This is a genomic window from Streptomyces roseoverticillatus (assembly GCF_000719265.1).
Taxonomy (GTDB): Bacteria; Actinomycetota; Actinomycetes; order Streptomycetales; family Streptomycetaceae; genus Streptomyces; species Streptomyces roseoverticillatus.
On the sequence record NZ_JOFL01000006.1, the window covers coordinates 259,256 to 281,801 of the forward strand.

The window sequence follows — 22,546 nt, forward strand, 5'->3', positions numbered from 1 at the left end:
CCGGAAGGAAAGAAATGAAAGCGTTGGACGGCCTGACCTGCACCGTGGTGGTGCGCGGGACCGACCCGGTGCTGCGCGACCACAGGGTGCACGGCACGCGCATCCTGCCCGGCGTGTCGTTCCTCGACATGATCTACCGGATCCTGCGTGCCCGCGGCGTCGACACCGGCCGGGCCGAGCTGCGCCGCGTGCTGTTCCGCAATCCCGTCGCCGCCGGACCGGAGTTCGACACCGAGCTGCGGCTCGCGTTCACCGCGGACGGCGACGGCTACCGGGTGTCGGTCACCGGCACCCGCCGCCCGTCGGGCGAGGCCGAGCCGGTGCTGGACTGCCGGCTGTACCTCGACGTGCCCTTCCCGGAGGAGTCCGTCGACCTGGCCGCCCTGCGCCGGGCGCCGCACACCGCGGACATGGCGGACCTGTACGCGCTCGTGCGGGGGACCGGCATCGAGCACGGCGACTTCATGATGGCCCGCGGCACCCTGCACGTCGGCGACGGCGAGCTGCTGGCCGACCTGTCCCTGAGCCCGCAGGCCGCGGCCTACGCCGGCTACTTCCACCTGCACCCGGCCGCGCTGGACTCCTCGACGCTGCTGCCCACGCAGTTCGCCGTGGGCGGGGCCGGCACGGCGGCGCGGCCGTACATCCCCATGCTCATCGAGTCGTTCCGGGCCCGCGGGCCGGTCGGGGCCCGCACCCTGGTGCACGCCGTCCCGCCCCGCCCGGCCGGCCCGGACGGCGACCTGACCACGTGCGACCTGCGCTTCCTCGACACGGACGGCGGCGTCCTGCTGTGGTTCCGCGGGCTCACCTCGAAGCGGGTGCGCGACGAGGCCGCCATCACCCGGCTGGACGGCGCGCCGGTGGCGGCGCGGCGGACGGCTGAGACCGTCGTGCGCGGACTGCTCGCCGAGCGCCTCGACCGCGCGGACTTCGACGAGGAGGCCGGGTTCTACGAGCTGGGCCTGGACTCCACGGCGCTGCTGGGCATCTCCGCGGACCTGGAACGGGCGTACGGCACCGACTTCTCGCCCACGCTGCTCTTCGAGCACAACACCTTCGCCGGCCTGGTCGACCACCTCCGGGACCTCCCGCTGCCCGCGGCCGCGGCAACGGCCGCGGTCCCGCGGCCCGTCGTCGCCGCCACGGCCCCGCCGGAAGAACACCCCTCCGAGGTCGTCTGGTTCGAGCCCCGCTGGCGGTCCGCACCGCTGCCGTCGGCACAGGCCCCGGCCCCGGCCTCCGTCCTGACCGTCGACGCGACGACCCCGCGCGACTGGTCCGCCCTGCTCGCGGCGACCGACGCGTCGGACGTGCTCTGGACGCCGGCCGACCCGCAGGACATCGAGGGCGAGGCGGTCGCCCTGACCGGGTTCGCCGCAGCCCTGCTGCGCACCCGGAAGAAGCAGGTCCGGATCGCCTGTCACCTGCCGGCCGACGCACCGGCCGCCACGGCCGCGGCGATCGCCGGCCTGTTCCGCACGCTCCGCATCGAACAGCCCGGCGTGCACGCGGCCGTGGTGCGCTCGCCGCACGCGGCCGACGCCCTCGCCGAGCTCGCCGCGGGCGCGCCCGACGCGGACGTACGGTACGAAGCGGGCGAGCGCCGGGTGCGCGACGTCCGGCCGGTGCCCGCTCCGGACACACCGGCGAGCCTGCGCGAGCGCGGCGTGTACCTGATCACCGGCGGGCTCGGCGGAGTGGGCCTCGCCCTCGCCCGCCACCTGGCGCGTACCGTACGGGCCCGGCTCGTGCTGTGCGGGCGGACGGCGGCCGAGTCGTCGGTGACCGCCGAGCTGACCGCCCTCGGGGCCGAGGTCGCCGTGATCGCGGCCGACGTCTCCCGCCCCGAGGGCGTGCGCGCCGCGATCGACCACGCCCTGTCCCGGTTCGGGACGCTCCACGGCGTGGTGCACGCCGCCGGTGTGCTGCGCGACGGGCTGATCGCGGGCAAGAGCGCCGACGACGTGCGCACGGTGCTGGCGCCCAAGGCCGCCGGGGCCCGCCACCTCTACGAGGCGACCCGCCACTTGGACCTGGACTTCCTCGTGCTCTGCTCCTCCACCGCCGCCGCGTGGGGCAACCGGGGCCAGGCCGACTACGCCTGCGCCAACGGCTTCCTCGACGGCTTCGCGGAGGACCGGCCCGGGGTCGTGTCCATCGGCTGGCCCGGCTGGGCGGACGGCGGCATGCAGCTCGACGCCGGCGCCCTGCGGAGCATGGGCCTGACGGCCATGGACACGCCGACCGCGGTGGACATCATGCTGCGGGCCGTGGGCAGCGGCCGGCCGCACGCGGTCGCCCTCGTCGGGGACGCGGCCAGGATCACCGAGCAGTTCACCCCGAAGGAGCCCGAGGCCGAGCCCGTGGCCCCCGAGCCCGCCGCCGCAGAGCCCGGGCCCGTAGCCCCTGCGCTCGTCGCCGCCGGGGCGGCGCCTGCGCCCGCGCTCCCCGCCGGGGACCCCGGCGACGACGCCATCGCCATCGTCGGGATCAGCGGGCGCTACCCGCAGGCCCGCACCCTCGACGAGTTCTGGGCGAACCTCCGCGACGGCCGCGACAGCATCACCGAGGTGCCCGCCGGCCGCTGGGACCACGGCGCGATCCACACCGACGCCAAGGGCGTCCCCGGCCGCTCGTACGGCAAGTGGGGCGGATTCGTCGACGGCGTCGACGAGTTCGACGCCGCCTTCTTCCACATCTCGCCCAACGAGGCCGCCGTGCTGGACCCCCAGGAGCGGCTGTTCCTCCAGGAGGCGTGGCACGCCTTCGAGGAGGCGGGACACGCACCCTCGTCCTGGCGCGGGCGGGCCGTCGGCGTGTTCGCGGGCGTGATGTACAACCAGTACCAGCTGCACGGCGTCCGCGCCGAACCGGGCCTGGTGCCCTCGTCGTTCAGCGCGTCCATCGCCAACCGCGTGTCGTTCTTCCTCGACCTGAAGGGGCCGAGCATCGCCCTCGACACGATGTGCTCCTCGTCCCTGACGGCGATCCACCTCGCCGTCGAGGCGATCCGGCGGGGCGAGTGCGAGGCCGCGCTGGCGGGCGGCGTCAACCTGCACGTCCACCCCAACAAGTACCTGCTGCTCAGCCAGTCCTCCTTCCTCTCCACCGACGGCCGCTGCCGCGCCTTCGGCGAGGGCGGGGACGGCTACGTGCCGGGGGAGGGCGTCGGCGTGGTCCTGCTGCGGCCGCTGCGCGACGCGCTGCGCGACGGCGACCACGTGCACGCCGTCATCCGCGGCACGATGCTCAACCACGGCGGCCACACCGGCGGATTCTCCGTGCCCAGCCCCGTCTCGCAGGCCGCACTCGTGGAGCGGTCGCTGGCGGCGTCGGGCGTCGACCCGGCCGACGTCGGCTACGTCGAGGCGCACGGCACCGGCACCAGCCTCGGCGACCCGATCGAGATCACGGCGCTGGAGCGGGCCTTCGACCGGGCCGGCGCCGGCCGCGGCCCCTGGCCCATCGGCTCCGTCAAGTCCAACGTCGGACACCTGGAGTCCGCGGCGGGCATCGCCGCGGTCACCAAGGTGCTGCTGCAGATGCGCCACCGCGAGCTGGTGCCCTCCCTGCACGCCGAACCGCTCAACCCGGCCGTGGACTGGGCCGGTTCACGCTTCCGCGTCCAGCGCGCCACCGAGCCGTGGATCCCGCGCGAGGGCGCGCCGCTGACCGCGGCCATCAGCTCCTTCGGCGCCGGCGGCGCCAACGCCCACGTGCTGCTGGCCGAGCGGCCCGCCCCCGAGGCCGCACCGGAACCGGCCCGGCCCCGGCTGTTCGTGCTCTCCGCGAAGGACGCCGCCCGGCTGGACGAGCTGGTCGCCGAGCTGCTCGCCCACCTGGAGCGGGCCGGCGGATCCGGCGCCGGCGCCGCCCTGGACAAGCTCCTGACCGAGGCCGCGGGTTTCCCCGCCGACCCCCGGGAGCCGCTGGCCGAACTGGGCCTGGACTACCCGCGGCTGGCCGCCCTGGCGCAGCGCATCGAGGAGGTCTTCGGCGTCCGGCTGCCCGTCGACGGCAGCACCACCCCCGCCGAACTGGCGGGCCGGCTCGCCGCGACGGCCCCGCCCGTGGACCCCGCGGCCCTCGCCTTCACGCTCTGGGCCGGGCGCGACCACCTCGACGAGCGGCTCGCCGTCGTCGCCACCACCACGGCCGAGCTCGCCGAGGCCCTGCGCACCGGCGAGGGCTGCCACCGCGGCCGCCGGCGACGCGCGGCCGCACCGGCCTCCGGGGACGACCTGCAGGCTCTGGCCCGCGCCTGGGCCGAGGGCGCCGAGATCACCGTCCCCGCGCCCGCACACCCGCGCCGGCTCTCCCTGCCCGGCTACCCGTTCGCCCGCGAGCGGCACTGGGTCGACACCACCCCGGCGGGCGCGACCGGCCCGGCGGCGCTCGCCGAACTGGTGGAGCTGCCCGACCGGCACGTGTTCGCCACCCGGGTCGGCAAGGCGGACCAACCCTGGCTGGCCGACCACACCGTGGACGGCACCGTGCTCGTGCCCGGGACGTACTTCGTCGACCTGGCCCTGCACGCCGGAGCACGGCTCGGCGCTCCCCGCATCGCGGAACTTGTCACCCACACACCGCTGCCGGCGGCCGAAGCCGAACTGCGCCTCGTCGTCTCCCCGCCCTCGGCGGACGGACGGCGCGCCTTCGACATCCACGCCCGCAAGGCCGCGGACAGCGCCTGGACCGGCCACGTGACCGGCACCCTCGCACCCGCCCCCGAGACCGCCCCCGACACGCAGACCCTGCCCGGTGACGCCGAGGAACTCGACGTCACCCGCCTCTACGAGACCCTCTCCGGGTACGGACCCGCCTTCCAGGGCCTGCGCCGCGCCTGGCGCACCGCCGATGCCGTCTACGCCGATGTCGTCGTGCCCCACGGCGACGCCGGGCCCCACGGCCTGCACCCGGTGCTGCTCGACGCCGCCCTGCACACGGTGGCACTCGCCTCGACTCTCGACGGCGACCGCCCCTACCTGCCCTTCGCCTGGTCCGGCGTGCGCGTCCACGCCCCGGGTGCGACCGCCGCCCGGGTCCGGGTCGCCCACCTCAGGGCCGACACGGTCGAGGTCCGCCTCACGGACCACTCGGGCGCCCCCGTGGCGACCGTCGACTCGGTCGTGCTCCGTCAGGCGGGCGCCCCCGCCGACCCGCTCCACCGCATCGAGTGGGTGCCCGTCGACGCGCCCGGGCCCCAGCCGCACGTGCGCTACGCGGTCGTCGGACCGGACCCGGACGGCGCCGGCACCGCCCTGGAGGCGTCGGGCGCCGAGGTGACCCGCGCACCGGAGCTGGCCGCCCTGACCGACGTGCCGGAGGTGGTCGTCCTGCCCGTCGTCTCCGGCGGACCGACCGCCGCCGACGCCCGCGCGCTCACCGGCCGGGTGCTCGGCCTGCTCCAGGAGTGGCTGGCCGGAGACCGCTTCGCGGACTCCCGGCTCGTCCTCGTCACCACCCGCCCCGACCCGGCCACCGCCGCGGCCTGGGGCCTGGCGGGCTCCGCCCAGTCCGAGCACCCCGGGCGCTTCACTCTCGTCGAGGCGGACGACCTCGCGGCGCTGCCCCGCGCACTCGGCACCGGCGAACCGCGGCTCTCGCTGAGCGGGGGAGCCGTCCGGGGCGCCCGCCTGGTCCGCACGCCGGTCACGGCGGCCGCGGCCGGGCCGCGCCGCCACGGCACGGTGCTCGTCACCGGCGCCAGCGGCGCCCTCGCCGCACCGGTGGTCCGCCACCTCGTCGAGCGGCACGGCGTGCGCGACGTACTGCTGGTCAGCCGCAGCGGGCGGCTCCCGGCAGGCCTGGACGGCCTGGAGGCCCTGGACGCCCGCATCGAATCCGCCGCGTGCGACGTGGCCGACCGTACGGCCCTCGCCGCCCTGCTCACGGGCCGTCAGGTGACGATGGCGGTCCACGCCGCGGGCGTGCTCGACGACGGGGTCGTCACCGCCCTCGACGCCGAGCGCCTCGAACGAGTGCTGCGGCCCAAGGCCGACGGCGCCGCCAACCTGCACGAACTGCTGCCGGACGCCGAACTGGTGCTGTTCTCCTCCGTGGCGGGCGTGCTGGGCGGCCCCGGCCAGGGCAACTACGCGGCGGCCAACGCCTTCCTGGACGCCCTCGCCCGGGACCGCGCCCGGACCGGCGGCAAGGCCGTCTCCGTGGCCTGGGGGCCGTGGGCGGTCGAGGACGGCATGGCCGCCGACCGCGACCGGCTCACGCGCGGGGGCATCGAGGCGCTGCCGGCCGACGCCGCGCTGCGTCTGCTCGACGCCGCCCTCGACGGAGAGTACCCGGCGGTCACCGCCGTACGGCTCGTCCCCGGACCGGCCACCGCCGCCGTACCGCACGTGCTGCGCGAACTCGTGGCGCCGGCGCCGGCACCGGCCGCAGCCGCTCCCGAGGCCGGCCCGGGCCTCGCCGGCCTCGGCCCCGACGAGCGGCGCGCCCGGCTCTCGGCACTGGTGCGGCAGCACGCCGCGGCCGTGCTCGGCTACTCCGGAGCCGCGGCGATCGACTCCGACCGCTCGTTCCAGGAGCTGGGCTTCGACTCCCTGAGCTCCATCGAGTTCCGCAACCGGCTGGGCGCGGCCCTGGGCCTGTCCCTGGAGGCCACGCTGGTCTTCGACCACCCCACGCCGGCCGACCTGGTCGCCCACCTCGACGAGCGGTTCGCCGGAGAGTCCGGGGCGAGCGGCCTGCAGGGCCTCCTGGAGGCCTTCGACCGCATCGCCGCCGCGCTCACCGACGCGGCGGCGGACGACCCGGACCGCGGCCGCGCCGCGGAACGCGTCCGCGGCCTGCTCGACAGGCTCGCACCGCGGACCGCACCGGCCCCGGCCGGACCCGCCGTCGACACCGCCACGGACGACGAAATCTTCAACCTGATCGACACCGAGCTCGGCACCCCCCTGCCGGGGCTGGAGGACCACACCCGATGACGAACGAGGACAAGCTCCGCGACTACCTGCGGCGGGTCACCTCCGAACTCCAGTCGGCCCGGCAGCGGCTGCGCGACGTCCAGGACCGGTCCGCCGAGCCGATCGCGATCGTCGGCATGGCGTGCCACTACCCCGGCGGCGTCGCCTCGCCCGAAGACCTCTGGACACTCGTCGCCGAGGGCCGCGACGGCATCACCCCCTCCCCGCGCGACCGCGGCTGGGACCTGGACGCCCTGCACCACCCCGACCCCGACCACCCGGGCACGACCTACGTCCGCGAGGGCGGCTTCCTGCACGACGCGGCCGCCTTCGACGCGGGCTTCTTCGGCATCTCGCCGAAGGAGGCCCTGCACACCGACCCCCAGCAGCGGCTGATCCTGCAGACCTCCTGGGAGGCCGTCGAACGGGCGGGCCTGGACCCGGCGAGCCTGCGCGAGAGCCGCACCGGTGTCTTCACCGGCGTGATGCACCACGACTACCCCGGCGCCCAGGGCGCGGGCAGCGTCGTCTCCGGGCGCGTGGCCTACCAGCTCGGCCTGCGCGGCCCCGCCATCACGGTGGACACCGCCTGCTCGTCGTCCCTGGTCGCCCTCCACCTGGCCGTGCGCGCGCTGCGCCGCGGCGAGTGCGACACGGCCCTCGTCGGCGGTGCGACCGTGATGGCCACGCCCACCGCCTTCGTGGAGTTCAGCCGCCAGCGCGGCCTGGCACTCGACGGCCGGTGCAAGCCGTTCGCCGCCGCGGCCGACGGCACGGCCTGGTCCGAAGGCGTCGGCGTGCTCGTCGTCGAGCGCCTCTCGGACGCACTGGCCGCGGGCCACCGCGTGCTGGCCGTCGTCCGCGGCACCGCCGTCAACTCCGACGGCGCCAGCAACGGCCTCACCGCGCCCAACGGCCCCGCGCAGCAGCGCGTCATCCGCGAGGCCCTGACGGACGCCGGCCTCGCCCCCGAGCAGGTCGACGCCGTGGAGGCACACGGCACCGGCACCCCGCTCGGCGACCCGGTCGAGGCCCAGGCCGTGCTCGCCGTGTACGGCAAGCAGCGGACCGAGCCCCTGCGCCTGGGATCCGTCAAGGGCAACCTCGGTCACACCCAGGCCGCCGCCGGCGTCGCCGGGATCATCAAGATGGTCATGGCCATGCACCACGACGTGCTGCCCCGGACGCCGCACCTGGACGCCCCCACCCCGTACGTGGACTGGTCGGCCGGCGCCGTGGAACTCCTGGCCGACGACGTGTCCTGGCCCCGGGGCGACGCCCCGCGCCGGGCGGCCGTCTCCTCGTTCGGGGTCAGCGGCACCAACGCCCACGTGGTCCTGGAGGAGCCGCCCGCGGCGCAAGAGCCGGCCGAGGACCGGGCGGAGGGCGCGCCCGGCCCGTGGGCCTGGCCCCTGTCCGGCCGGTCGGAGGCCGGGCTGCGCGCCCAGGCCGGGTCCCTCGCCGCCTTCCTCGCCGACCGTCCGGAACTCCACCCCCGCGACGTCGCCTTCTCCCTGGCCACCACCCGCACCGCGCACGAGCACCGCGCGGTCGTCCTCGGGACCGACCGCTCCGAGCTGCTCTCCGCCCTGACCGAACTCGCCGGGGGCAGGCCCTCGCCGGCCGTGCTGGAAGGCACCACCGGCCCGGCGGGCACCGTGGCCTTCCTCTTCCCCGGCCAGGGCTCGCAGTGGCGGGAGATGGCCGTGCGCCTGCTGGAGACCGACGAGGTCTTCCGCGAGCGCATCGCCGCCTGCGAGGCCGCCCTCGCCCCGCACACCGACTTCGACCTGCGGGCCGTCCTGCGCGGCGAACACGACCTCGACCGCGTCGACGTCGTCCAGCCCACCCTCTTCGCCGTCATGGTGGCCCTCGCCGAGGTGTGGCGCTCGCGCGGCATCCACCCCGCGGCCGTCGCCGGCCACAGCCAGGGCGAGATCGCCGCCGCCTGCGTCGCCGGGGCCCTCACGCTCGAGGACGCCGCCCGCGTGGTCGCCCTGCGCAGCAAGGCCCTGACGGCGATATCCGGACGCGGCGGCATGATGTCGCTCGCGTTGCCGGCCGACGACGCCCGGGCCCGGCTGAGCCGCTGGGACGGCCGGCTGTCCCTGGCCGCCGTCAACGGCGCCGCCTCGGTGGTCGTCTCCGGCGACGACGACGCCCTCGGCGAACTCCTCGCCGCCTGCGAGACCGACGGCGTGCGGGCCCGCCGCGTCGACGTCGACTACGCCTCCCACAGCGCCCACGTGGAGGCCGTCCGCGAGCAGGTGCTGGAAGCCCTCGCGCCCGTGCGGCCCCGCGCGCCCCGCGTGCCGTTCTTCTCCACCGTGGACGGCCGCTGGATCGACGGTGCCGGCGACGACACGGCCGCGGCCTTCGACGCCGGCTACTGGTACCGCAACCTGCGCGAGACGGTGCGCTTCGACGAGGCCGTCACCGCCCTCGTCGAGCGCGGCTGCACCACCCTGCTGGAAGTCAGCCCCCACCCCGTGGTCACGACCGGAGTCCAGGAGACCGTCGACGCCCTCGGCACCGACACCGCCGTCGCCCACACCCTGCGCCGCGACGAGGGCGGCCCGGAGCAGCTCCTCGCCTCCCTCGCCCAGCTGCACGTCAAGGGCGTACGGCCCGACTGGTCCGCCGTGTGGCCCGGCGCCCGCCGTGTCGAGCTGCCCACCACCGCGTTCGTCACCGAGCCGTACTGGCTGCGCACCGCACCCGGGGCCGGCGACGCGACCGCGCTGGGCCTCGACACCGTCGGCCACCCCGTCCTGCGCGCCGTCCTGGCCGCTGCCGACGGACAGGTGCTGACCGGAACGCTGTCCCTCGCCGCCCAGCCCTGGCTCGCCGACCACACCGTCGAAGGCCACGTGGTCGTGCCCGGCGCCGCGCTCGCGGAACTGGTCTCCCGGGCCGCCGACGAAGCCGGGTGCGCGGTCGTCGACCAGCTCACCCTGCTCACCCCGGTCGTGCTGCCCGGCGACGCCGACGTCCGGCTGCGCGTCGACGTCACCGAGGCGGCCGGGGACGGCTCCCGCGGACTGACCCTGAACGCCCGGACCGGAGCCGGCCGGTGGACCACCCATGCCACCGCCGTCCTGCGGCCGGCCGGCGACGACGCCCCGCCCGCCCCCGCCGCCTGGCCGCCGCCCGGCGCCCAGTCGCTCGACGTCGAGGAGCTGTACGCGCGCCTTGCGGAGGCGGGCCTGGCGTACGGCCCCGCCTTCCGCGGCGTACGGGCACTGTGGCGGGGCGCCCACGGCGACCTGTTCGCCGAGGTCGCGCTGCCCGGCACCGGCGAACCCGGCGACTTCACCCTCCACCCGGCCCTGCTCGACGCGTGCCTGCACCCCGTCGCGCTCGGTGACTTCCTCACCGGGCAGCAGGGCCCGGCCGGCGAACCGGCCCGCCCCTCCCTGCCGTTCGAGTGGCAGGGCCTGCGCGTCCACGCCCACGGCGCGAACAGCGTCCGCGTCACCCTGTCCGGCACCGGCCCCGACGCCGTCCGCCTCGCCCTCACCGACCCCTCCGGAGCGCCGGTCGCCTCGGTGGACAGCCTCGTGCTCCGCGAGCTCCCCGAGGGCGCCCTCAGCCGCCCGGACCGCGGCGACCTGCTGCTGCCGGTTCAGGTGACCCGGCCCCTGCCCGGCGGCGCGGCGGACGACTACGCCGTGCGCGACGCCGGACTCGCCGCGCTGCTGAAGAAGCAGCCCACGCAGGACGCCGCCCGGTACGTCCTGGTCCCGGCCCCCGCCGGCGATCCCGCCGCCGCGGCGGCCGAGGCACTGCGCCTCGTCGACGACTGGGCGACGGACGAGCAGAACACCGACTCGACCCTCGTGGTGGTCACGCGCCGGGTCCTCGACGACGTGGCGGAGGCCGCCGTCGCCGGACTCCTGCGCTCCGCGCAGCTCGAACACCCCGACCGCTTCCTGCTGCTCGACCTGGCCGACGACGAGGACGCCACCCTCGCCGCGATCCCCGCGGCGCTCGCCACCGGCGAACCGCAGCTCGCCCTGGCCTCGGGCCTCCTGCGCGTGCCCCGGCTGACCCGCGCCGCCGCGGCCGCCGGCGAGGCCGGCGACCTCGGCAAGACCCTGATCACCGGCGCCTCCGGAACGCTGGGGCAGCTCGTCGCGCTGCACCTCGTCCACACGCGCGGCGTGCGGGAGCTGGTCCTGGCCGCCCGGCGCGGGCCCGACGCGCCCGGCATGGCCGAACTCACCGCCGGACTCACCGCGGCCGGCGCGACGGTGGACGTCGTGGCCTGCGACGTCGCCGACCGCACCGCACTGGCCGGGCTGACCGACGGCGCGGACTTCGGCACGGTCGTCCACGCCGCAGGCGTCCTCGACGACGGCCTGGTCACCGACCTCACCCCGGAGCGCCTCCAGCGCGTGCTGGAACCGAAGCTCGCCGCGGCACAGCACCTGCACGAACTGCTGCCCACGGCACGGCTGGTGCTCTTCTCCTCCGCCGTGGGCGTCCTCGGCGGCCTCGGACAGGCCAACTACGCCGCCGCCAACGCCGGTCTCGACGCCCTGGCCCGGCTGCGCCACGCCCAGGGCCTGCCCGGCGTCTCGCTCGCCTGGGGCCTGTGGGACGCCACCAGCGGCATGACCGACGGCGTCGACCGGGACCGCTTCGCCGGCTCCGGTTTCCTCCCGCTGCCGAGCCCCGACGCGCTGGCCGCGCTCGACGCCGCCCTGGCCTCGGACGAGCCGGTGCTCGCCCCGATCCGGCTCGACACGACGGCCCTGCGCGCCCAGGGCGAGGCCGTGCCCGCCCCGCTGCGCGACCTCCTCGGCGCACCGGCGCGCCGCAGCGCCGCCCCCGGCGGACCGGCCGGCGGCTCCGAACTCGCCCTCCGCCTCGCCGGGAAGTCCGGGCCCGACCGGCACCGCACCCTCCTCGACCTGGTGGTCGGCCACGCCGCCGCGGTGCTCGGGCACGCCTCGCCCGACCTGGTCGACCCCGCACGGGCCTTCAAGGACGCCGGGTTCGGGTCGCTCAGCGCCGTCGAACTGCGCAACCGGCTGGCCGGCGCCACCGGCCTGCGGCTGCCCGCCACCCTGGTCTTCAGCCACCCCAGCCCGGAGGCCCTGGCACGCCACCTGGACGAACTGCTCGCCGGAGCCGCCCCGGCGACCGCCACGGCGCCGTCCGCCGGGACCCCGGCCGGCGCCGACGACCCCGTCGTCCTCGTGGGGATCGGCTGCCGGCTCCCCGGCGGCATCCGCACCCCGGACGACCTGTGGGACCTGCTGACCGCCGAACGCGACGGCATCGGGGAGTTCCCCGACGACCGCGGCTGGCCGCTGGAGCGCCTCTACGACCCCGACCCCGCGGCCGCCGGCAGCTCCTACACCCGGCACGGCGGCTTCATGACCGGCGCGACCGCCTTCGACGCGGCCTTCTTCGGCGTGTCACCCCGCGAAGCCGTCGCCATGGACCCCCAGCAGAGACTCCTGCTGGAAACGGTCTGGGAGGCCTGCGAGGACGCCGGCATCGACCCCACCACGCTCCGCGGCACCCGCACCGGCGTGTTCGTGGGCGCCATGTACCAGGACTACGGCCGCCTCCTGGAGACCGCGGCCGCCGAGGGCTTCCTCGCCCCCGGTGTCGGCGGCGGCGTGCTGTCCGGCCGCGTGGCGTACACCTACGGGCTGGAGGGCCCGACGGTGACCGTCGACACGGCGTGCTCGTCGTCCCTGACCGCCCTCCACCTGGCCGCCCAGTCCGTACGGGCGGGGGAGTGCGACCTCGCGCTCGCCGGCGGCGTCACGGTGCTCTCCACCCCCGCGTCCTTCGTCGAGTTCAGCCGCCAGCGCGGTCTGGCCGCGGACGGCCGGTGCAAGCCCTTCGCGGCCGCGGCCGACGGCACGGCCCTGGGCGAGGGCGTCGGCATGGTGCTCGTCGAGCGCCTGTCCCGGGCCCGCGCGCTCGGGCACGAGGTGCTGGCCGTCCTGCGCGCCAGCGCGCTCAACTCCGACGGAGCGAGCAACGGCCTCACCGCCCCCAACGGCCGTGCCCAGGAACGCGTGATGCGCGCGGCGCTCGACGCCGGCGGCCTGCGGCCCGCCGACGTGGCCGCCGTCGAGGCCCACGGCACGGGCACGCCCCTCGGCGACCCCATCGAGGCCGAGTCCGTTCTGGCTGTCTACGGCCAGGACCGGCCCGCACCTCTGCTGCTCGGCTCGCTCAAGTCCAACCTGGGCCACATCCAGGCGGCGGCCGGCATCGCCGGCGTCATCAAGGCCGTCCTCGCCATCCGGCACGGACTGCTGCCGCGCAGCCTGCACATCGACGAGCCCTCGCCGCACGTCGACTGGACCGCGGGCGACGTCTCCCTGCTGACCTCGGCGCAGCCCTGGCCCGAACAGCCCGGCCCGCGGCGCATGGGCGTCTCCTCGTTCGGCATCAGCGGCACCAACGTGCACGTGGTCGTCGAACAGGCACCGGCTCCCACGGCCGTCGAGGCCCCGCTGCCCGCGCTCGAGAACGGGCCGTGGCTGCTGTCGGCACGCTCCGAGGAGGCGCTGCGCGCACAGGCGCACCGACTGCTCGAGGCGGACACCTCCGACACGGCCGCCGTGGCGCGGGCCCTGTCCACCACCCGGGCCGCCCACCGCCACCGGGCCGTGGTGACCGGCGCCGACGAGCAGGCGCTGCGCGCGGGCCTGGAGGCCCTGGCCACCGGCCGCACCGACGGCGGCCTGAAGCGGGCCCGCGCCGGCAGGCAGCGGCTCGCGCTGCTGTTCACCGGCCAGGGCAGCCAGCTGGCGGGAATGGGACGGGGGCTGTACGAGACGTTCCCCGTCTACGCCGAAGCCTTCGACGAGGTGTGCGGGCTCTTCAAGGACAACGGCCTGGACACCGGGCTGCGCGAGGCGGTCTTCGAACGCGAGGACCTGCTCGACCGCACCGAGTACACCCAGCCGGCGCTGTTCGCCCTCCAGACGGCTCAGTTCAGGCTGCTGACGTCGTGGGGCGTCACCCCCGACGCCCTGATCGGCCACTCCATCGGCGAACTGTCCGCCGCCTGCGCCTCGGGCCTGCTGTCCCTCGGTGACGCCGCCGGCCTCGTGGCCGCCCGCGGCCGTGCCCTGGGCACGCTTCCCGCCACCGGGGCGATGGTGTCCGTACGGGCGACCGAGGAGGAGGTGCTCGCCGCGCTCGACGGCCACTCCGGCACCGTGGAGATCGCGGCCGTCAACGGCCCCCGGGCGGTCGTCCTGTCCGGGGACGAGGACGCGGTGCTCGCCGTCGCCCGGGACCTGGCGGACCGCGGGCACCGGACCCGCCGGCTGCGCGTGGGCGTCGCCTTCCACTCCTCCCACGTCGATCCGGCGCTCGAAGAGTTCCGGGCGGTCGCCGCGACCATACGGTTCGGACGGGCCCGCATCCCCCTGATCTCCACCGTCCGGACCGACCACGCCCCGGACACCGCGGACTACTGGGTGGACCAGCTGCGCCGCCCCGTCCGCTTCGCCGACGCCGTCGCCCGGGCGCACGAGACCGGTACCACCGCCTTCCTGGAGGCGGGCCCCGACGCCGTCCTGGCACCGGCAGCCGAAGCGTGCCTCCCGGAGGTCACGGTCCGCCCGGTCTCCCTGCTGCGCCGCGACCGCGACGACGTCCGCACCGCCACCGAGGCCCTGGGCCTGCTGCACACCCACGGCGTGGACGTCGACTGGAAGGCCGTCCACGCGGACAGGCCCGCCGGCCCGGTGCGGCTGCCGAAGTACGCCTTCGCCGAGCGCACTTACTGGCCCGCCCCGGCCGTGCCGGAGCCCGTGCCCGTCCCCGCGCCTGCTTCCGCGCCTGCTTCCGGGCCTGTTTCCACGCCTGCTCCGGCGGAGGCACCGGCCCTGGATCCGTTCTGGTCGGCCGTCGACGGCGCGGACGTCACGACCGCCCTCGGCCTGCTGGAGCTGCAGGGCGACGCGACACCGGCCCAGGTACTCGCGGCGCTCGGCCGGCTGCGGTCGGGCGTGACGCCTGCGCTCCTGGAGCGGGCCCGGTGGCGGCAGGTGCCGGACGTGACCGCTCCGGCCCTCCCGCACGACGTGCTGCTGCTCGTACCCTCCGAGGGCGACGACGACCTGGCCGACGCGGTCGTCGGCTCCCTCGTCCGGCACGGCGCCCGCGTCCGCACCGGCGGCGAAGGAAGGGCGGACCTCGTGGTGGCGCTTCCGGGCACCGAACCGGTCGCCGAGCCGGGCGTGCCCCGCTGGGTGCTCAGCGACGGCGGCCCCGTACCCGAGTGCGAGCACGTCGTGTTCCTCCCGGAGAAGATCGACGCCCTCGCCCGGACCCGGCTCTGCGCGGCGATCGCCGACGGCCTGCGGGAGACGTGGATCCGCCCCGGCGGCATGTTCGTACGCGAGTACGAGCCGGTGGATCCTGCCGGCCCGTGGCAGCCTCAGGGCGACGTCCTCGTGGCCGGCCCCGCGGACGCGCTGACCGAGGCGACGGCCGACGCCGTGCTGCGGTCCGGCGCCCGCCTGCTGGTGGCGGGCGGCGTGCCCTGCCCGCCCGGCGCCGCCGAGTTCGGCGCTGCCGGGGACACGGTGGAGCTCACGGCGGCCGTCGTCCGGGCGGGCAGCGGGTTCGACGACGTGGCGGCACCCCGGGTGGCGCTGGTGTCGGTCGGCGGCCTGCTGCCCGCGGCCCCCGGGGAAGCCGGCGGCGAAGGCCGTACGACGCTCGTGACGGCGGTCGACCCCGGCCTCGACCCGCGCGCCGCCGCGGCCGGACTGCTCCGGGCCCTGGCCGGCGACGAGGCGGCCGTACGCCTCGTCGACCCGGACCGGCGCGCGGACCTCCCGGCACCGGCCACCGCCGGTGCGCCGACGCCGCCCTCCGAGGAAGCCGGACCCCACGAGGAGCCGCTCCCCGCGGAGCAGCCCCCGGCGAAGGAGCCGGCGGCCGCGACCCCGCGGCAGCAGGACTCCGAGCTGCGGGCGGTCCTGGAGAACCTGCCCCGGGAAGAGTGGCCGGAGGCCGTCCTGGACGGCGTACGACGGCTCGCGGCCGCCGTACTGGGCCATGACTCCGCATCGGCGATCGGCACCGAGGACGAGTTCTTCGACCTCGGCCTGACCTCGGTCGCGGCACTCGAACTCCGCGACCACCTCACCACGCTGACCGGTCTGGAGTGGCCCGCGGACGTCCTCTACGAGTGCCCGACCCCCCGCGTCCTGACGGACCTCGTGGTCGAGCGGCTGGTCGCGGACATGGGCTGAGCCCCCGCCGCACCGGAACGGGAGCCCGTCCCCGCAGGAATGCGAGGACGGGCTCCCGTCGTCAATCCGTAGCGTTCCCGGTGTCCCCACCGGGCGGCCGTGGCTAGCGTCCACCCCGCCGGTTCGCGTGAGCAGTCGCTCAGCGAGCCGCACCGCACCCCACCCGTTCCGTTCCGATACGACCCCGAGGGGGAAGGACGCCACGTGCTACACGGTCTCTCCGGACGCGCACTGCGCTTCGTTCTCGCGGCGGCAGTCACCGTACTGCCGGCGTTGGTGACGACGTCCCCGGCCGCTGCGCGAGCCCGGGTAGCCGGATTCGCCGCCTCGTGCCCGGCGGCCGGCTTCATCTCCGATCCCTACGGCGGAGCTCGCAATCACGACGGCATCGACATAGCCAACGACTACGGCACACCGATCTACGCCGCCGGCGACGGCGAAGTCATCAACTCCGGTCCCGCCCAGGGCTACGGCCAGTGGATCCGCATCCTGCACCCCGACGGAACGGTGACCGAGTACGGGCACATGTACCGACGGGACGTGGCCGTGGGGGACCGGGTGACGGCCGGTCAGCAGATCGCGCTCATGGGCGCCGAGGGCGAGGCATCCGGCCCCCACCTCCACCTGCGGGTACGACGCGACACCAGCATGAACCACGGCATCGACCCCGTCCCCTATCTCGGGGAACGCGGCGTGGCCATGCCGTGCACGCCGGGCGGGCGCCCCGCGCCGGCGCCGCTCGTGTATCCGGTGGAGCCGGGCCGGGTGGTGTCGGCGCGGTCGGCCGACGGCCGGCTGGAGATCTTCGCGGCCGGGGCCGACGGGGTGCACCACGCCTGGCAGACTCAGGTCAACGGCGGCTGGTCGGAGTGGGAACGGCTGGGCGGCCCCGGCAACGCGCAGCTCGCGATCGCTCCCAACGCCGACGGGCGCCTGGAGGCGTTCGCGGTCAACGGGGACACCGCCGCGCACCGCTACCAGCTGTCGCCGTCCGGCGCCTGGTCGAACTGGGAGGAATTCGGAACCGGCGGAAGCGCCGTCGCCGCCGGAGTCAATGCCGACGGCCGCATCGAGGTGTTCGCCTCCGGCCCGAAGGGCGTCTTCCACCGGTATCAGACCGCGCCCAACAGCGGCTGGTCGGGCTGGGAGCCCACCGGCGGTGGCCCTGCGGCCGGCCGGGTGAAGATGGAGAAGGCCCCCGACGGCCGTCTTGAGGTGTTCGCGCTCAACGGGAGCGTCTTCCAGCACCAGTACCAGACCGCCGTCAACGGCGCCTGGTCGCAGTGGGAGGACTTCGGCGATGGCGGTCATGACCTGACCGTCGATCACAATGCCGACGGCCGCCTCGAAGTGTTCGCCTCCGGCCCGGTCGGGGTGTTCCACCGGTACCAGACGAACCCCACCAGTTGGTCGGGGTGGGAGCCCGCGCGAGGCCCCGCCGACTCCCGGCTCACGAGCGACCGCACCGCCGACGGGCGCGTCGAGGTCTTCGCCATCACCGGTGGTGCCGCCGCGCACATCTGGCAGAAGGGCCTGAACGCCGCCTACAGCGACTGGGACGACTTCGGCACCGGCGGAAGCGAGATCACTGCCGCCACCAACGCCGACGGCCGCATCGAGGTCTTCGGCACCAGCCGGGACGGGGTCCTCCACAAGTGGCAGACCGGGTTCAGCACCTGGTCGCAATGGGCCCGGGTGAACAGCACCTCCGGCCCTCCGATCACGTGAGCACGACACCATCCACGGCCGGCCGGGCCGACGGGGCCCGGCCGGCCGCGGCACCCCCGCGGGGAGGACCCATGCATCCGATCAGCAGACGCCGCCTGCTCCAGGGCTGCGCCGCGGCGGGCGCACTCGCCCTGCTGGAAGCCGGGGGCGGCACGGCCGCCGGCGCCGCGCCGCCCCCGCCCCACCAGTGGATCGGCGCCGGGTCCTTCACGCACGTCTACGATCCGTCCACCCCCGGCGAGCGGCGCTACCTCAACGACCACACGCTGATCAAGGCGGCCGGCCGGTGGCACCTGTTCAGCATCGCCGGTGCCGGAGCGCCTCCCGGCGAGGCCCCCGACAGCGCGGCCGAGGTCTCCTTCGCCCACGCCTCCGCCCCGGATCCGTACGGACCGTGGACCACGCACGCCGACGCCCTGACCGCCGACCCGGCGTACTTCGGCGAGGAACACCTGTGGGCGCCGCACGTCATCGAGGCGGGCGGCACGTACTGGATGTTCTATGCCGCCGGCGGGCGGAACGGTGCCGCGATCAACCTCGCCACCTCGACCGACCTGTTCACCTGGACGCGCGTCCCGGCCGGCCCGCTCTTCCGGGGACGCGTGGCGCGCGACCCGATGGTGGTGAGGATCGCCGGCCAGTGGGTGATGTACTACACCGAACTGTCCGGCCAGGACGGCCGGCACGCGGTGGCCTTCCGGCGCTCCGACGACCTGTTGCACTGGAGCGAACCAGGAACCGCGTTCACCGACGCGACCACCGAGGCGACGGTGTCGGTCACCGAGTCGCCCTGCGTCGTCGAGCGGGACGGCTGGTACTACCTGTTCATCGGGCCCCGCAACGGCTACGACGGCACCGACGTGTTCGCGTCCCGGAACCCGTTCTCCTTCGGCCTCGACGGTTACGCGGGCCATGTGCCCGGTCACGCGGTCGAGGTGGTCACCGACGGACGGGAGTGGCACGCGAGCGCCGCGGGATGGTTCCGCCAGGGGCTGTACCTCGCCCCCTTGCGGTGGCGGGACGTACCGCCGCCCTGGCAGAGCGCCGACAACCCCGTCGCCGGACTGGACGTCGACGGCCGGCTGACCGTGTGCGCGCTGGACGCGAGCGACGGTGCGTTGCTGCGACGCGTCCAGCTCGACCCGCAGTCCGGCACCTGGTCGCCGTGGGAGGCGTTCGGCGGACCGGCCGGGGCGGTGCCCACGCTCGGCCGCAACGCCGACGGCAGGCTGGAGGTGTTCTCCCTCGGCCCGGGCGGTGCCGGCCTGCACCACCGGGTGCAGCGGCCGGACGGCGGCTGGCACGACTGGGAGGAGTTCGGCGGCGCGGCAGGCGCGGCCCCGGCCGTCGCCCGCAACGCCGACGGCAGGCTGGAGGCCTTCGCACTGGGCCCGGGCGGCACCGCCGTCGCCCGGCGGCGGCAGATCTCACCCGGTTCGCTGACGTGGGAGGCGTGGGACGGCGGTTTCGGCGGGCCCGCGGGTGCACCGCCCGTCGTCGCGGCCAATGCCGACGGACGGCTGGAAGTCTTCGCCCTCTCGCCCGGTGGCTCCGGGATCTACCACCGGTGGCAGGAGACACCCGACGGCCCCTGGGCGCAGTGGAGCCGCTTCGGCACCGCGGCCGGCACTGCGCCGCGCGTATCGCGCGACGGCAGCGGCAGGCTCACGGTCACCGCATCGGCTCCGTCCGGTGTGGCGGCGTTCTCCCGGCGTCAGACCGTGCCGAGCGGAGGCTGGGACGACTGGCAACCGATGTCCGGCTGGACCGCCGCGGCCCCGGCGCTCGTCCCCGACGCCGACGGCAGGCTCGAAGGCTTCGCCCTGTCCCCCGGGGGCGCTCAGCTCAGCCACCGCAGGCAGGTCACCACCGGCGGCTGGGATGCCGGTGACGACTTCGGCGAGCCGGGCGTCCGGCTCGCCGCCCCGCCGGCGGCCGCGGTCGACGCCACCGGACGGATCCACGTCTTCGCCGTCACCACCCAGGGCCGGATACGCACCCGTGTACAGTCCCGGCCCGGCGGCGGCTGGCTCCCATGGACCGCATTCGGCGACCGCCAGGTCGCACCCGTCCCGTCGGGCAGCCCCGCCTACTGGCCTTGACCTCCTGAGCGGGGTGGCCCGAGCCCGGTGGTGGGCTGGAGGAGCTGCCGGACGGTGACCGTACGACGGGGGCGGCGGCGACTGCCAATGCCGCCGAGACGAGGGTCAACGCCGCGGTGCGCCGCGTTGGTTGAAGTCTGCCGGGAGCGGGCCCGTGCTCACGGTGCCGTAAGTGTGTCATGCGTCCGACGCTAGGGGCGTGACCGTCCCCGGATCACTGGGGGCATGCCCCGGCCGGCACGGGGGCCAGCTCCATCCCGCCCTGCGGGGTGTGGCCGACGGACGCGGTCGACGCAGGCCCTGCTTCGTTACGCTGCGCTGATGCGCACAACAGACGACGTGGTCCCTTCGCTGACGTTCGAGCCGTGGCCGGACGACGAGGGGGAGGCGAGCGTGGCGCTGGCCGCGCTGGGGCCTGCGGCTGACTTGGCGATGAGCCAGGGCCGAATGGTCCTGGGCAGAGAAGAGGACGGCGACGTTGTGTGCCGTGCACGAGTGATCCGCGACAGCTTCACGGGGGAACTGGCGGGGGTCGCGGGCTTCCGTCGCTTCCCCGGCCTCCCCGAGGCCCGCCTGGTGTGGACGTACGTCGAGATCGTCCCACGGCTGCGGGAGCGCGGCCTGGGGTCAGCCGCTCTGGCCTACGTGGCGAGGCTGACGAGCGGTATGGGGCTGAGCCCGTGGGGAAAGGCGGTCACCGGCTCCCCGGGTCACCGCTGGATGACCGGCCGCGGTTTCCCCCGCCAACGCCGTAATCGAACGTTTCGGGTGTGCCCCCGGACGATCGGCCCTGTGGAGCACGGCTACGCGATCGAGTGGTATGAGGGGCCCACCTGGTCACCGGACGACGTCATGCAGGCGTGGTGGGACTTCCTCGACGCCCGGGACTGGCCCCACCCCACCTCGCCGACGCCGATGAATGAGGAGCGCCGGGCCTTCTACTGCGAGAGCTACTCGCCTCTCGTGGCGGCCCGCCGCCCCGGCGGCACCGTCGCCGGCATCGGCTTCCTCGATGAATTCCCCGGTGACGACGGTGATTTCTCCGGTGGGCCCGTGGACCCCTCCGACCCCGAGGGGCGCGCCATCGTCGCGGCTCTGCTGGCGGCGTGCGCGGAGCACCTGCCGGTGCAGAGCCTCCTGCTCGAACTCAGTGACAGTGATGGCGAGGACGTCGTCTCCTTCGTCGCGGACCACGCCGTGGACGTCCTGAACGACATGGTCGTGTGCGCGAGGGCCTGACCGACGAGGCCGCCCGGCCGTCAGCTCCCACCACATTGGTGGAGCCACCGCGTCGCGGGCACCGAGGGCACCCGCGCGCCGAGCGAGGAACGTTCAGCCGGCAGGCCGGGCCTCCCGGATTTTTTCGTTGAGGTGCTGGCGTGCGGCGTCCACGTTGATGACGGTGTCTGACGTCATGGCCGTGGTCAGGTCGGCGCAGGCCTGGGCGGCTGCTGCGGCGCGGGGCAGTATCAGGTTTTCGTAGGCGCGGACGGCCTGGTCGAGGTCGTCGTGGGAGGCGATGGCCGTCGCCAGGTCGGTGCCGTCGAGCATGGCGAGGTTCGCGCCGATGCCGTAGGGCGGCATGAGGTGGGCGGCGTCGCCCAGCAGCGTGATGCCGGGTACATGGGTCCAGGTGTGTCCGACGGGCAGGACGTGCTGGGGCCTGCTGACGAAGCCGCCGTCGGAGTTGCGGAGGAGACCGAGCAGGCCGTCGTGCCAGCCGTCGAGCCTTCCCAGCAGGTGTTCGCGGACCGCTGCGGAGTCCTCGAAGTCCAGGCCGGCGCGGACGTGCCAGTCGTGCGGTGCCTCGAAGCCGGTGTAGACGCGGACGTGGCCGCCGCTGTTCCGTTGGGCCAGCAGCGTGGTGCCGGCGGACTTCGCGGCCAGGGTGCCGTTTCCGATCAGGTGCGCCAGTGCGGGGTGACGCGTGTCCACGTCGTCGAGGTAGGTCTCGACCAGCGTCTGGCCCGTGTAGGCGGGGGTTGCCCCGGAAAGGGCCGGACGGATCCGCGACCACGCGCCGTCCGCGCCGACGACCAGGGCGAAGTCCTCGCTCGTGCCGTCAGTGAAGTGCAGACGGGCGGTGCCGTCGCCGGCCCGGGACGCCGAGGCCGCCGGTCGCCCCCAGCGGACGGTGCCGGGAGCCAGGGAGTCCAGGAGCAGGCCGCGCAGTTGGCCGCGGTCGATCTCGGGCGCGGCCACCGTGGCGTCGGCGGGCAGCTCGTGGTGGACCAACTCGCCGGTGACGGGGTCGAGACCGCGGAGCTCCTGGCCTTCGGGACGGGCCAGGGCGCGGAACTCCTCGACCAGGCCCGCGGCGCGGAGGGCGGCCTGGCCGGTGTCGTGCAGGTCCAGCATGCCGCCCTGCCGGCGGGAGCGGGCGGAGGGCTCTCGTTCGAACACGATGACCGGGAGGCCGTATTGCTGGAGGGTCCGGGCGCAGGTGAGGCCGCCGATACCGGCTCCTACGACGGCGATGGGGCTCAGGGCAGACGTCATGGCACGAGGTCCTTTCGTGGTGCGGGAAGAACCGAACCAG

Annotated in this window: 6 protein-coding genes; 5 read left to right on the top strand and 1 reads right to left on the bottom strand. The window is 75.6% G+C overall.

The features are described from left to right. Positions 1-14 precede the first annotated feature (14 nt). From IF61_RS0108430 to IF61_RS0108450, 5 genes are all read left to right on the top strand, one after another. Complete coding sequence (locus IF61_RS0108430; protein ID WP_052392515.1) at positions 15-6,950, top strand: SDR family NAD(P)-dependent oxidoreductase; 6,936 nt, start codon at positions 15-17, stop codon at positions 6,948-6,950. Continuing rightward, positions 6,947-16,177, top strand: coding sequence for a type I polyketide synthase (locus IF61_RS36875; RefSeq protein WP_030365647.1), 9,231 nt, complete (start codon positions 6,947-6,949; stop codon positions 16,175-16,177). The genes IF61_RS0108430 and IF61_RS36875 overlap by 4 nt, the downstream gene beginning before the upstream one ends. Positions 16,178-16,381: 204 nt before the next feature. Continuing rightward, complete coding sequence (locus IF61_RS0108440) at positions 16,382-17,905, top strand: DUF8189 domain-containing protein (RefSeq protein WP_030365648.1); 1,524 nt, start codon at positions 16,382-16,384, stop codon at positions 17,903-17,905. 71 nt (positions 17,906-17,976) lie between these two features. Further along, on the top strand, positions 17,977-20,007 hold the full coding sequence (locus IF61_RS0108445; RefSeq protein WP_030365649.1) for a DUF8189 domain-containing protein: 2,031 nt from the start codon (positions 17,977-17,979) through the stop codon (positions 20,005-20,007). A gap of 321 nt (positions 20,008-20,328) precedes the next feature. Further along, entirely contained in the window at positions 20,329-21,246 is a 918-nt protein-coding gene (locus tag IF61_RS0108450; RefSeq protein WP_157848560.1) for a hypothetical protein, read from the top strand. 93 nt (positions 21,247-21,339) lie between these two features. Here the strand turns inward: IF61_RS0108450 and IF61_RS37420 are convergent, their stop codons facing one another. Then, complete coding sequence (locus IF61_RS37420; RefSeq protein WP_052392516.1) at positions 21,340-22,506, bottom strand: FAD-dependent oxidoreductase; 1,167 nt, start codon at positions 22,504-22,506, stop codon at positions 21,340-21,342. Between the last annotated feature and the right edge of the window lie 40 nt (positions 22,507-22,546).

Excerpts from the sequence above, each read along its gene's own strand:
- IF61_RS0108430 (WP_052392515.1), top strand. The coding sequence starts at position 15 with ATGAAAGCGTTGGACGGCCTGACCTGCACCGTGGTGGTGCGCGGGACC.
- IF61_RS36875 (WP_030365647.1), top strand. The coding sequence starts at position 6,947 with ATGACGAACGAGGACAAGCTCCGCGACTACCTGCGGCGGGTCACCTCC.
- IF61_RS0108445 (WP_030365649.1), top strand. The coding sequence starts at position 17,977 with ATGCATCCGATCAGCAGACGCCGCCTGCTCCAGGGCTGCGCCGCGGCG.
- IF61_RS0108450 (WP_157848560.1), top strand. The coding sequence starts at position 20,329 with ATGCGCACAACAGACGACGTGGTCCCTTCGCTGACGTTCGAGCCGTGG.
- IF61_RS37420 (WP_052392516.1), bottom strand. The coding sequence starts at position 22,506 with ATGACGTCTGCCCTGAGCCCCATCGCCGTCGTAGGAGCCGGTATCGGC.